This window comes from Trichocoleus sp. FACHB-262 (assembly GCF_014696035.1).
Classification (GTDB): Bacteria; Cyanobacteriota; Cyanobacteriia; order FACHB-46; family FACHB-46; genus Trichocoleus.
In genome coordinates this window covers 43716-56908 of record NZ_JACJPK010000117.1, presented here as the reverse complement: position 1 = coordinate 56908, position 13193 = coordinate 43716, and the positions used below count along the sequence as shown (strand labels likewise).

Below are 13193 nucleotides of genomic sequence, written 5' to 3'. Positions count from 1 at the left end.
CTGCAATTAGCAGAGCTGACCACGACACTAGCAAAGCTGGAGAGCCAGGTATACCAGCAGCAGGCCAGCCAACCTGCGGCTTAAGCCAAGTGTCCTACTGCTGTTCGAGCAATAGGGCGAACTCGGCAAGAAGGAGCTTGGGCGTTCTGATGGGCAGCTGAAATCTGCAAGAAGCCAGACGCTTGACTAACAGTGATTAGGAGAGAGTGGTAGAACGCTTGAGCTAGAAGTGCTATGGAGATGTAAGCTCTGCTGTCGGTGGTATTGGCAGTCATTTTTATGCTGATCAACTTTGTTGGCCCTAAAAGGGAATTAGGGAAATTAGTAGTGCCTAATAAGTAACGATACTTGGTGGAGTGGAGTTGTAGTTCTCAGTAATCTTCTGCTTTCGATCTCTGAGTGTTTGCTGGTAGGAATTGAGATTCTGCGTAGGCAGAAATCGAAGTTGTTAACTTCCAATATCTTCGATTTCTTATCAGCCTGATACATTGCAAGATGCTGTGGAAGCATATGAAGAAGTAAGCACGTCGCACCTCCAGGTTTAATAATTCCCAGCACAATATCGGCAACTTACTCATTCAGTGCCAGTTTTTCCTTTTGGAGCTGTTGCTTAGGTCTGTGATGAGCGGAAGAAGTTTCCTCTATTTTGGCTCACTTAGCTAGAGGTAAAACCCAGGTCATCTAGTGGGCAGGAACCTTTACGTTTGGGCATTCAGTGAAGCGCTTGCCAGATTTGGGCATTTTGTAGTGAAGACTGAATTACGTTGCGGAACAACGATAGTCTAGTTTTCTTGGCTCTGATACGATGACGCGGGTCCTTGTGTAGGGCAGCCTTCTCAGGAGATGAACGGATGATCACAGGTGAGTTGAGGTCGAAGGTCGATAAGCTGTGGGAGACATTTTGGAGCAATGGGATCAGCAATCCAATTTCGGTGATTGAGCAGATCTCGTACTTGCTCTTCATCAAGCGGCTGGATGACCTAGAGCTGACGAAGGAAAAGAAAGCGCAACGGCTCAACCGACCTGTGAAAGACCCGATTTTTTCGGGTAAGGATGATCCGCGTCGCTGGTCCTATTTCAAGAATCTGGACAACCCAGAAGAGAAATTGCAGGCAGTGCGGGATCAGGCATTCCCATTCATCAAGAATTTGAAGGGAGAGGCAGGGGATAGCACCTATGCCCACCACATGAAGGATGCCATCTTCTTGATTGCGAACCCGGCGCTGCTGGCGAGTGTGATCGAGCAGATTGATAAAATTTTGGACCTGTTGGATAAGCAGGCGCAGACATCTCAGGATCAGTCCTATGTGGATCTGATGGGAGATCTGTATGAGTACATGCTGTCGAAGCTGACTCAGGCAGGGCAAAACGGGCAGTTTCGCACACCGCGCCACATCATCAAGATGATGGTGGAGTTGATGGATCCGGGGCCGAGGGAGATTATTTGCAATCCTGCCTGTGGCACTGGGGGATTTTTGGTGGCGGTGGCGGAGTATTTGCGGGGACTGAAGGAATAGTGAGGGAAGCTCGATCCTGAATGCGCCAGGGAACCGGGAGCACTTCAACAAGGAGATGTTCCACGGGTTCGACTTTGATGCGACGATGCTGCGAATTGGCAGTATGAACCTGATGCTGCACGGCATTGAGGAACCCAAGATTGAGGCCCGAGATTCGCTGTCGGAGGACCATGCTGGGGTGGAAGAGGCATTTACGATGATTCTGGCGAATCCGCCGTTTAAGGGTTCGCTGGAGAAATCTACGATTGCCAAAGACCTGACCAAGATTGTTTCGACTACCAAGACAGAGCTATTGTTTGGGGCGCTGTTTTTGCGGTTGTTGAAGAAGGGCGGACGGGGCGCAGTAATTGTGCCGGATGGCGTGCTGTTTGGCTCATCAACGGCGCATAAGGCACTACGCAAGGAGTTGGTAGAGAATCACAAGCTGGATGGGGTGATTTCGATGCCGTCGGGGGTGTTTAAGCCCTATGCGGGGGTATCCACAGCGGTGCTGATGTTTACAAAGACGGGAGCAGGGGGAACAGATTGCGTCTGGTTTTATGACATGGATGCAGATGGGTTGTCGCTGGATGATAAGCGGCAGCCTGTGCAGAAGAATGACATTCCTGACCTGTTGCAGCGGTGGAAGCATCGCAGTATCCAGGCGGATACTAATCGGGCAGCGAAAGCATTTTTTGTGCCGAAGGCTGAGATTGCTGCAAATGGCTATGACCTCTCAATCAATCGCTACAAAGAGGTTGCCCATGAAGAAGTGCAGTATGAGTCGCCTAAAGTAATTTTGCAAAAGCTGCGATCGCTCGAAGATGAGATTCGGGCAGATTTGGATGCTCTGGAGGGGTTGTTAGGATGAAAACCATACCTCAACTGTTCGTACAGGAGGCTGGGCAATCATGGCTATTGCATCTCAGAAAATGACTCTGGAAGAGTACCTCAACTATGACGATGGTACAGATACCAAGTATGAATTGGATAATGGAGAGCTAGTTGCTGTGCCTCCAGAAAGCGAACTGAATAGGCGGATTGCGTCTTTGCTATTTGCCTTTTTCTTAAAGCAAGGAATTCCTAGCTACCGTGTCAGTATTGGAACTGAAATTGTGGTGAGTGGTTCACGCGTAACGACACGCTTCCCGGATGTGATGGTGTTGTCTGAGGAACTGGCAACTGCTCTCGAAGGGGCACGCCGATCGACAGTCATACTCGATATGCCGCCGCCGTTGCTGGTGGTTGAGGTGGTGAGCCCAGGGCAGGAGAAGCGAGATTATCGCTACAAGCGATCGGAGTATGCGGCGCGGGGCATTGTGGAGTATTGGATTGTGGACCCGATGCAGCAAAAGGTGACGGTGCTGGAGTGGGTGGAAGGGCTGTATGAGGAGAAGGTGTATGAGGGAGATAGCACGATTTCCTCACCACTGCTTGGGGCTCTGAATCTCACAACCTCACGGATTGTACAGGGACAATAGAAAATGAGTTCATTACCTACTGGCTGGACAATAAAGCCCTTGGGAGATGTTGCAACACTTCAGCGCGGATTCGATTTGCCTGTCCAACACCGTATACCCAGCGATGTACCTGTATTTGCAGCTAACGGTCCTGTAGGAACTCACAACACACCAAAAGTGAAAGGTCCAGGTGTTGTTACAGGTCGCAGTGGAACTTTAGGTGAAGTTCACTATGTAGAGACTGACTACTGGCCTCTAAACACAGCACTCTGGGTCAAAGATTTTCATGGAAATGATCCAAAGTGGGTTGCAAGGCTTTTGAAATGGATGAGATTAGAAACACATACTAGAGGAACTGGAGTTCCAACTTTAAATCGCAATCTTGTACATGTGGTACCTGTCCTAGTCCCTCCCCCAGAAGAACAACGCCGCATTGCTGCCATACTCGATCGCGCTGATGCAGTTCGACGAAAACGACAGGAGGCGATCGCCCTAACTGAGGAACTGTTGCGATCGACTTTCCTGGAGATGTTCGGCGATCCGATTACAAATCCCAAGGGCTGGGAAATGAAGCCTCTAGGTTCTCTCTGCACTATTGTACGGGGCGGATCACCACGACCGATTAATGAATATTTAGGTGGCACAGTACCTTGGATTAAGATTGGTGATGGTACAGATAGTGACGATATTTATATCTCTAAAACTGCTGAAGCTATCAAACCAGAAGGTGTAAAGAGAAGCCGCTATTTAGAACCAGGCTCCCTAATATTTGCTAACTGCGGTGTAAGCTTAGGATTCGCGAGAATCCTTCAAATTGGAGGTTGCATTCATGACGGTTGGCTGGCTTTCTCTGATATCGATCAGTCCCTGAACAAAATTTACTTACTGAAGTTATTGAACTCGATTACTAATCACTTCCGGGCTATTGCTCCTGATGGTACTCAGCCAAATCTAAATACGTCCATCATGAAGGAATTTAATGTTCCTGTTCCACCACTTCACTTTCAGGAAAATTTTTCTGCTCTTACTGAAGAATTAACTTCTAGCAAAGAGCAATTTGTAGGAGCAAGCAAAGAATCAGATAACCTCTTCAACTCCCTTCTTCAAAGAGCTTTTCGGGGAGAGCTTTAGATTGGGAAGGTAGGGGCGATCTTGCTAGGATGCCAAAATAGAGACAGATCAGTGGCAAAGGATTGAAACGTTGCTAGAAGGAAAGGTTTGCTGATGATTGCTTCCCCACAGCCTTACCTCAATCCTGAAGAATACCTCCAGATGGAGGAGCATAGCCTCATCAAGCATGAATACATTAACGGGCAAATCTACGCGATGGTTGGGGCAAACGATGCTCATGTGACGATTGCTGGAAATTTGTTTGTGCTCCTCCGCAGTCACGTTCGAGGTTCTGGTTGTCGAGTCTACATGTCTGACATGAAAGCCAGAATTGAATCACTCAATCGGTATTTTTATCCCGACGTGATGGTGACGTGCGACCCTCGCGATCGAGAGACTCCGCTGGAGAAGCGATTTCCTTGCCTAATTGTCGAAGTTTTATCCAATTCAACTGAAGCGTTCGATCGAGGCGATAAATTTGCCGATTACCAGGCGCTAGACAGCCTGCAAGAATATGTCTTAATCAATTCCAAACGTCAGCGAGTTGAATGCTTCCGCCGCAATGAAACAGGGCTATGGGTATTGCAGTTCTACACCGACAAACAGAACTTTCGGCTGGAAAGTATCAACTTTGAAGGGGCGATCGCAGACCTTTACGAAGACGTCAAGTTTGCCTCCCCGTAAGTTCACGGTTTTCCTCTCACAATTGGGAATGTTGCAGTAAGAGCAATCTCTGGAGAGGGTAATGGCATCCAACTTCGATTTCTTGCGCGATCGCCAACCCGAACTCTTCAAACATGCCACCCAAGCCGAGAGTTTGGTCTATTCTGCCCCTCGTGCCAGTTGCTTCTATGTCCGCTTCACCCTAGAGCAAGCTGTCCACTGGCTCTATGCCAACGATCCCTACCTCCAGCTTCCCTACGCCAATAACCCGAACGACAACACCCTGGCTGCCCTCATCCACGAGCAGACCTTCAAAGACAACCTGAAACCAGGACTTTTTCAGAAGGTTCGTAGCATTCATAAAGTCGGAAATCTTGCCGTTCACGACTCCACAAGCATTGCTGGGCGAGATGCGCTCCATATTGTTGAAGAACTCTTTCACTTTCTCTACTGGCTCTGTCGCTACTACGCCAAAGACGGCAAAACCATCCCCGCTCTAAACTTCGATCGTGCCCTAGTTCCTCAACCGCAGACCGCTAGCCAAGATCTCTCTCTGCCACAGCTTCAAGCGTTAGAAACCCAGCTTTCCCAGGCAGAGGAGATGCGCCGCATTGCCGAAGAGCGGCAGCAACAAACCGAGCAGCAGCTCGCAGCCCTCCAAGCTGAAATTGCTGCCCTCAAGCAGCAGAACGAAACCGTTCCTGACACCCACGACTATCGCGAAGCTGACACCCGCCGCTACCTGATCGATATCCTGCTCAAAGAAGCCGGATGGAATATTCATCAGCCCAACTGGACAGAATACGAAGTTCAAGGAATGCCCAACCCAACAGGCAAGGGCTATGTGGACTATGTGCTGTGGGGCGATGACGGTAAACCCCTCGCCCTGGTCGAAGCCAAACGTACCACTGCAGACCCCAAAGTTGGCAAACGACAAGCCGAACTCTACGCCAACTGCTTAGAAGCTCAATTCAACCAACGTCCCATCATCTTCTACTCCAACGGCTACGAGCATTGGATTTGGGATGACCAGAGCTACCCGCCGCGCAACGTTCAAGGCTTCCTCAGAAAAGACGAACTCGAACGGCTAATCTTTCGCCGCACCAGCCGCAAGCGACTTCATTTGGTGCAAATCAATTCAGCGATCGTCGAGCGCAGCTACCAAACTGAAGCGATTTGCCGCATCACCGAAGCGTTTGATCAGAAAAAGAGCCGCAAATCCCTGCTGGTGATGGCAACCGGAACCGGAAAGACACGAACAGCGATCGCCCTAGTTGACCTGCTGATTCGCGCCAACTGGGTGAAGCGAGTTCTGTTTCTGGCCGATCGCACTGCCCTTCTGACTCAGGCTTTCCGCGCCTTCAAAACTCATCTGCCCTCTGTCACCCCGATCGATCTCACCAAAGATAAAGCCGTTGAGAGCGCCAATGTCGTTCTCTCCACCTATCCCACAATGCTCAACTTTATCAACCGGGTAGACGGGAACGGGCGCATCTTTGGCTCTGGGCACTTTGACCTGGTGATTGTAGACGAAGCCCATCGATCGATCTACAAGAAATACAGCGCCCTATTTGAATATTTTGATGCCCTGCTGGTCGGTTTGACCGCCACCCCACGCGATGAAGTTCACCGCGACACTTACCGCATCTTTGAACTAGAGAAAGGCAACCCCACCTTTGCCTACGAACTCGAAGACGGGGTTAAAGATGGCTATCTGGTTCCTGCAAGTGGTGTAGACGTTCCCTTCAAGTTCCTGCGTACTGGAGTCAAATACTCTGACCTTACTCGCGAAGAACAGGAAGAATACGAAGAGAAGTTTCGAGACGACGAAACCGGAGCCATTCCTGACCAGGTCAATGCCGCTGCCCTGAATCAGTGGTTGTTCAACATCAACACAGTGGATCAGGCTTTAGAACTGCTGATGCATCGGGGGCTAAAAGTCGAAGGAGGCGATCGCCTCGGCAAGACTATTATCTTCGCCCGCACTAAAAAGCACGCTGAGTTTATCGTCGAACGATTTGACGCTAACTACCCTCACTATAGAGGCAAGTTTGCCCAAGTTATTCATAGCGACATTTCCTACGCTCAGAGCATTTTGGATGATTTCTCGGCTGCTGCCAAAGAACCAACGATCGCTGCCTCCGTCGATATGCTCGATACCGGCGTTGATGTCCCCGAAGTCGTTAACCTGGTCTTTTTCAAGCCTGTCTACTCACGGGTCAAATTCAACCAGATGATTGGGCGCGGCACTCGCCTCTGCACCAACCTCTTTGGAATAGACGATCATAAGACCGAGTTTCTTGTCTTTGACCTCTGTGGCAACTTCGATTTCTTCAAGCAAACCATCCCCGAAGCCAATCAGAAGTTACCCGAAACCCTCACCAGTCGCCTCGTCAAAGCTCGATTAGAGCTGGCTCAACTCCTGAACCAACAGGAACTGTCTGATCGAGACCAAAGCGAACTGCGATCGACACTTCTCAACGACCTCCACCAGCATGTCTCGACAATGGAGCGGGACAACTTCCTGGTGCGCTGCCATCTTCAACAGGTCGAGGAATTCTCGAATCGAGATCGGTGGGAGCAGCTCAATGAAGAAGATGCAGAGACGATCGCTAGTTCTCTAGCGACTCTCCCTAACGGGATTCTGTCTGAAGATCGCCTTGCGAAAGAATTTGACCTGCTCTGCTTCAAGCTGCAACTTGCAATCCTGAAACGAACCAACGACTTTGTACGGCTCCGTGACCAGGTGCGAGATCTCCTCAGCCAGCTTGAAGCGAAGCGAGAAATCCCAATGGTCAAGGATCAACTCTCTCTGATTGAAGAAGTTCAAGCAGAAGACTGGTGGACAGACGTAACCCCTTGGCTGATTGACTACGTGCGACTCCATCTGCGCGATCTCATCAAGTTTATCGATCGCCAGGAGCAGCGCATTGTCTACACCAACTTTGAAGATCAGATGGCAGAAGTGCGGGAAGTAGGCGTTCCCAATCAACAAACTGGCTTCAGTCCCTATCAGTACCGCAAGAAAGTTGAAGCCTACATTCGAGCTAACGAGAATCATGTAGCGATCGCCAAGCTGAAGCGAAATGCCTCACTGACCGAATCCGATTTGGAGGCTCTGGAGGACATGCTCTTCGGTTCAGATGCCATTGAGAGCCGAGAGCAATTTGAAAAGGTCTTTGGCAAAGATTTGAGCCTGAAGCGCTTCATCCGCGAACTGGTAGGGCTAGACCGCAACTCTGCCAAGCAAGCCTTTGCTCGGTATCTAGAGGGCAACAACTTCAGCGCCAATCAGATCCGCTTCGTCGAAACCATCATCGACTACCTAACTCAGAACGGTGTCATGGACCCCGGTATTCTCTACGAGCCTCCCTTTACCGAGGCCCATCCTGACGGCTTAGATGGCATGTTTAAGGACAATGATGCCGATCAGATCGTAACGATCGTTCGATTGTTCAACCAGACCGTTGAAGCAGAGTTTGGAACAGCAGGCTAATACTACTCGGCCTACAACCAGTTCATGTCCGGCTCCTGAAGCCCCCAGCTGACGATAGTAAGTTCACCACTTGGTAGGTGGTTCAGTGCTGTTCGCGCAATAGGGTGAACTCGGTAGAAGGTTCTTCGATAACCAAAGAACCTGAAGTGCAAGTGCTTGTCAAAAAGTGGTTAACCGTTTATGTTGCTGGTTACGGTTGACTGCTTTTTGCATGGGACGTAAGGCAAGCGGGCGTAGCTCAAAGCTGATACGAGTACCCCTAGAATTTGAACCGCAGATAAAGCAACTGATTCAAGCATTGAGGTTCCAGCGAGGAAAGCGTATGAGGACCATTGCGGTCGCAGCTAGAAAGGGAGGTGTAGGTAAGAGCACAATTGCTTGCGGATTGGCATCTGTTCTAGCGAACCAAGGTAATCGAGTCTTGGTGGTCGACTTGGATCCACAGAGTAATGCAGGGTTCGTGTTAGGTGTGAACCCTACTGCTCCAGGAAGTGCCGAATTGCTTAAGGGCAATTCACCGGTTCCTTTGCAGTCAACTGAGATGTTACACGTTTTGCCTGGCGGTCCAGAACTCAGCAGCCGTCATATTCAGTCTTTGCATCCTGAAGACTTAGCTGAGGTTCTTCTGCCCCTTGACTACGATATTGCCTTAATAGATTGCCCTCCTGGGGACGAGCACTTAGAAAGGTTAGGACTGGTCGCCAGTACAGTGGCCTTGGCAGTAACCGACTCACACCCTTTGGCAATTATTGGGGCAGGTCGTGTCCTAGCAGAGCTAGAGACTTACCAGGCGAAAAAACGTAAAGGGCCTTCTCGCTGGGCCATCGTAATGTCTCGTATTGATCTGCGTCGGGTACTGGACAAGGAATTAGAGGACCTTCTGGACCAGGCACATCCGAGCACTCCCCGAATGATGGTCCATCAGGATACAAATTTATCTCTGGCTGCTGCTGACCGTGTACCTTTGATGCAATATGCTCCTACCTGTAAAGGGGCAAAAGACTTGATGGCTATCGCTGATTGGATTAAAGATGCCTAGACGACGGAGCAGTACGGAACGCCTGGCAACAACTAAAGCTGTTGTTGCTGATATGCATGCCTCGGATCAGGCTGCCGAGGAACGGGCCAATCGAGAGCGGGAGGAGCGCTCAAGGTTGCCACTCTCCCAGATTCAGCTTCGCCACACAGATACCCGAGAGCTGAGTTCCAAACACGTTGAGGCTCTGGCTGAGTCAATTACCCATCTCGGCTTACTAGAACCACTAGTGGTAGACAAGACGGGTCGGCTGCTAGCAGGAGGCCATCGTTTAGCCGCCCTCAAACTGCTGCAAGAAAGACAACCTAAGAATTTTGAGAGCTGGTTCGCGGATGGTATTCCAGTTCGTGTGCTCAACATTGATGCTGAAGTAGAGACAGAGCGGGCACTTGCAATTGAGGTAGCTGAAAATGAACAACGCCGGGACTACACACCTGCAGAGGTGCGGACGCTAGCAGACCGATTGAGGAGAGCGGGCTACGTCGAACGTGCTGGGAGACCAGCCAGAGGTGAAAAGGCGCTAAAGCCAGCACTCCAAGTAATCATTGGAAAAAGTTGGCACCAGGTACACCGATATCTGAATGTTGAGAAACAGAAAACCCTAGCATCTGCTAGGGTTTCCAAAGCTGAACATCATCTAATTAAGGCGGCCACCGAGCTGAAGGCCTGGTTGGCACAGCCAGAGAAACAAAGGCAAACCGAGCCCAAGAAGGCTTTAGCCAACAATCTGCCCCAGCTTCTAGAGCTTATTAAGAAAGTTTTAGATGAATCTAAGGGTTAGAACTTCTGAAATCTATAGAGGGGGCTTGACAGTTTCCTATTCCACCCAATGTCCACCACCCAATAAGACACTTGGCAACAGCCCTATGACGAAGCAATTCTGAAAAACTGCTTCGCCATAGGCTCGGCTGGCTTCCGCTGCCAACCTTCTAGAAGAATAGTAAACCGAGTTTCGACCGACTCTTCAATGGTAAGTACCGAGTAAGACTTACGCAGTTTATTGAAAAACGGGGACGGCATAATAGATCCTCCGTATTTTAAAGTGTTGTACTGGTCTTTGGATTAACAGTAAACAGGCAAGACTTCTCAGCGTAACCAAAAAACATCAGTGGGCTATTTTCATCTCGCCATACTGAAAGAGGAAGACTAGCCCCACCCCCAACCGATGCTCCCGTTTCGGCAGCTGCCTATCTATTGATTTTTTTATAAGTCTCATACCGAAAGCCTGGACGAACTTCTTTGGCTACCAATTCAAATTGACTGCCTATTAAATATTGATAGTCAGGAAAAAAAGTATTTCCTTCAAAGTTTCCCATTTGTCGAATACCATTTTCAACCAACTGAAGCTAAATTGTCTGTGGCGGCAACTCTACCATCAACGGTGTCGCATTAAGTTAGCAAGTGAGCTACTACTTCACGTAGGCTGCAAGGAGAAAACAGGATGAGCGATCGTATCAGTATTCGGCAGAAGTCACCGAATGTCTCTGGCTTTACGCTTCCAACTCAGGTTTCTGATTCCGCTGCAATACCGTCTCATCCTGATATTACCCCTCAACCTACACCTGGTACTGCAATTTCTGAATCTACTGCAACGGCTCATATCCAGCGGCATACTCAAACACAGGACACACCAGAAACCAAAACGCTAGCGGAGCCGCACTTTGCTGCTGACTTTAGCCAGGTACGGGTGCATACCGATAGCGCAGCAGTGCAGATGAATCAGGGGTTAGAGGCACCAGCATTTACTCACGGTCATGATATTTATTTTGGAGCTGTCAAGTCACCCAGCATCTCCGACCTGACAGCCCATGAGTTGACTCATGTATTGCAGCAGACAGGTAGAGTTCAGCCTCAGCAAGGGGTTAGAGATATTACAGTCAACACCATACCAGGCATCTACAGACAGCAGCAACCAGGAAGCAATAATCCTACCAGTCAGAACAATACGACTATCCAGAATGACACTAGCAATCAGAATGGTGGCAGTGAACCTGGGGCTGAACCCACTTGGCGGGAGATGGGAAACCTACTAGGTGAACCGCCAGTACGCTCTGAGACCAATCCTCCAAACAAGAATATTGTCGAGAATGAAGCGGTTTACAACCAACGACGCCAAGATGCCGAGGCAGCATTGAGAACTCAGAAGTCAAGAGCGGAGTCTTTAGTGACCAAAAACTTTCTTGGTCAAGAATGCATTAGAGACTACCGCTACTGGTTTGCCAAGGTTTATAGCTATGTGACTGAGAATGAACTGAAATTCGCTGCCAGCAACACGTTCTACTACCCCAGCTTTGTTATGGCCTCAGTTCTCTACTTCGACAAAATCTATGAGGATAACTTTAAAGCCTTTGATGAGGGCAAAAAAGTAGAAGAACACTGGCTTAGTGCTTTCAAGGAAGCTCGTAGTAGACAGGGATCAACATGGCAACAAGCTGTAATGACTGTTGGGGGTGTCTTAGCTGCTGGAGCAGCTACTGGTGGGTCTGGTATGCTCCCAGGCGGAATTCTTGGCTGGGCAGCAGGTCGCGTCAATGACGTAGTAGTGTCGCTTACTGCCGCCATGAAAGCTCACATTCGTTACGATCTGCCACGATCAGAGACGTGGGTATTCAATAGTTATTACAGCCACTTTCCTGAAGCCAAGCTTGACAACTTCCGCGCTGACTTTATGTCAATGTCTGGCGTCTTTGATAATGCTGCTCAAGAAATGAACGGCGACATGGTGAAAAAGCTGGGAATTCCTGACGGTGCGATAACGTGGTTGATGCCTCAACTGGTTCAAGATGCATCCATGCGCCTCTGGTTTAAAGCTGACATGGCTGCAGAACGGGCAGATACCTGGCAGCGAGCAGAGGAGTTAGTATTCAGCGGTAAGACTGCCAACGATCCATATCGCTCCAAAAACGGAAAGTTAGAGGGCGACGTTACACAGTCTGATAGCCTCTCTGAAATCAACAATCTGCCTACTAAGTCATTGCGACCTGAAATGGATAAGCCTGCAGAAGCGTACGATGACGATCAAGTCCGCAGCATGGCTAGAGAACAGATTACTGCTGCTTCAACAACACAAAAGATACGAATGATTCGAGGCTTGTTTAATGGTTATACCAGCGGCGATGATGAAAGCACAATTCTGACAATTTTAGATGTGTCACGGGGTACTGGAGACTTAGTGACAGTGATAGATGGAGCAGATGCATGGGACTTGATGTACGCCATTGATGGTGAGAACGCAACTCAACTTCGAGCTCTCTTCAAAAATCACTACTACGAGCAAACTGTTTCTCAGACTGCACTGCGTCTCATTCGTAAATGTATTGATGGGGAAACAGCAGAATGGGAGGAAGAAATGGTGGCAGACATTTTAGGTTGTCGTAGTGGCGATCGCCATTCCATTGTTGAGCAGTTAGGAAAAATTTATGAGGGTCCTGCAACGGGAGAGGATGCTCACTTCAAGAATGGTTTATACAAACTGGAGTGGCAGCTAGACGGAGCAGAAGAAAAGGCTTTGCAGCAGTTATTTGGCTCTAGCGGTATCGGATGGTGAAGCTTTTAAGGGGTTAATGTGATGAATCGGTAGAAGTAACTGTAAAAATCCCTGATGGAGTCCCAGACACCGTAGCTCAGACAACTACCGAGAATTGCCAGACACTAAAGTTCACCAGTTGTGAGTTCGAAAAGGGTTAGTAGCTGTTCTCTGTCGGTCACGAAATAGGTCGGCGATGAAATTTAGAGTAGCTAGAACCCACACTAAGGTTATTGCGCAATACATTAACATTCTACTTGTAGAATGAGAGTCAGCGAGGTTTCGCTCACTTTTACACTAGCTATGATGTACCTTAACTGATTCGCAACATCCCTAGTTTACTTTCTCTGAACGCAAACTAGGGAAAGTTACTCTGCCCTTTTTCAATCTATAAACTCTGAAATCA

At 49.0% G+C, this 13193-nt stretch carries 11 protein-coding genes; 9 read left to right on the top strand and 2 right to left on the bottom strand.

The window, feature by feature from the left end:
• Nucleotides 1–80: 80 nt before the first annotated feature.
• Entirely contained in the window at nucleotides 81–275 is a 195-nt protein-coding gene (locus H6F68_RS28265; protein ID WP_190564277.1) for a hypothetical protein, read from the bottom strand.
• Nucleotides 276–851: 576 nt separating this feature from the next.
• Between H6F68_RS28265 and H6F68_RS29550 the strand changes: the two genes are divergently transcribed.
• From H6F68_RS29550 to H6F68_RS28230, 8 genes are all read left to right on the top strand, one after another.
• A complete protein-coding gene (locus H6F68_RS29550) occupies nucleotides 852–1517 on the top strand; it encodes a type I restriction-modification system subunit M N-terminal domain-containing protein (protein ID WP_277876179.1) in 666 nt (221 codons plus the stop codon).
• Nucleotides 1518–1572: 55 nt separating this feature from the next.
• Nucleotides 1573–2367: a class I SAM-dependent DNA methyltransferase gene (locus H6F68_RS29545; protein ID WP_277876178.1), complete on the top strand. Its 795-nt coding sequence runs from the start codon at nucleotides 1573–1575 to the stop codon at nucleotides 2365–2367.
• 40 nt (nucleotides 2368–2407) lie between these two features.
• The gene (locus tag H6F68_RS28255) at nucleotides 2408–2977 is read left to right on the top strand and encodes a Uma2 family endonuclease (protein ID WP_190564275.1); all 570 of its coding nucleotides are present in this window, start codon (nucleotides 2408–2410) and stop codon (nucleotides 2975–2977) included.
• A 3-nt stretch (nucleotides 2978–2980) separates the two neighbouring features.
• Nucleotides 2981–4087 carry a restriction endonuclease subunit S gene (locus H6F68_RS28250; protein ID WP_190564273.1) on the top strand — a complete coding sequence of 369 codons (1107 nt, stop codon included), beginning with the start codon at nucleotides 2981–2983 and terminating at the stop codon, nucleotides 4085–4087.
• A gap of 93 nt (nucleotides 4088–4180) precedes the next feature.
• On the top strand, nucleotides 4181–4750 hold the full coding sequence (locus tag H6F68_RS28245) for a Uma2 family endonuclease (RefSeq protein ID WP_190564271.1): 570 nt from the start codon (nucleotides 4181–4183) through the stop codon (nucleotides 4748–4750).
• 61 nt (nucleotides 4751–4811) lie between these two features.
• The gene (locus tag H6F68_RS28240; RefSeq protein ID WP_190564269.1) at nucleotides 4812–8225 is read left to right on the top strand and encodes a DEAD/DEAH box helicase family protein; all 3414 of its coding nucleotides are present in this window, start codon (nucleotides 4812–4814) and stop codon (nucleotides 8223–8225) included.
• 322 nt (nucleotides 8226–8547) lie between these two features.
• Entirely contained in the window at nucleotides 8548–9264 is a 717-nt protein-coding gene (locus tag H6F68_RS28235) for a ParA family protein (protein WP_190564267.1), read from the top strand.
• A complete protein-coding gene (locus H6F68_RS28230; protein ID WP_190564265.1) occupies nucleotides 9257–10042 on the top strand; it encodes a ParB N-terminal domain-containing protein in 786 nt (261 codons plus the stop codon). The genes H6F68_RS28235 and H6F68_RS28230 overlap by 8 nt, the downstream gene beginning before the upstream one ends.
• A gap of 83 nt (nucleotides 10043–10125) precedes the next feature.
• On the opposite strand, the gene H6F68_RS28225 is transcribed toward H6F68_RS28230, so the two are convergent.
• Nucleotides 10126–10281, bottom strand: a complete 156-nt coding sequence (locus H6F68_RS28225) for a hypothetical protein (RefSeq protein ID WP_190564263.1) — start codon at nucleotides 10279–10281, stop codon at nucleotides 10126–10128.
• Between the two features lie 421 nt (nucleotides 10282–10702).
• On the opposite strand from H6F68_RS28225, the gene H6F68_RS28220 reads away from it, so the two are divergent.
• A complete protein-coding gene (locus tag H6F68_RS28220; protein ID WP_190564261.1) occupies nucleotides 10703–12808 on the top strand; it encodes a DUF4157 domain-containing protein in 2106 nt (701 codons plus the stop codon).
• Nucleotides 12809–13193 lie beyond the last annotated feature (385 nt).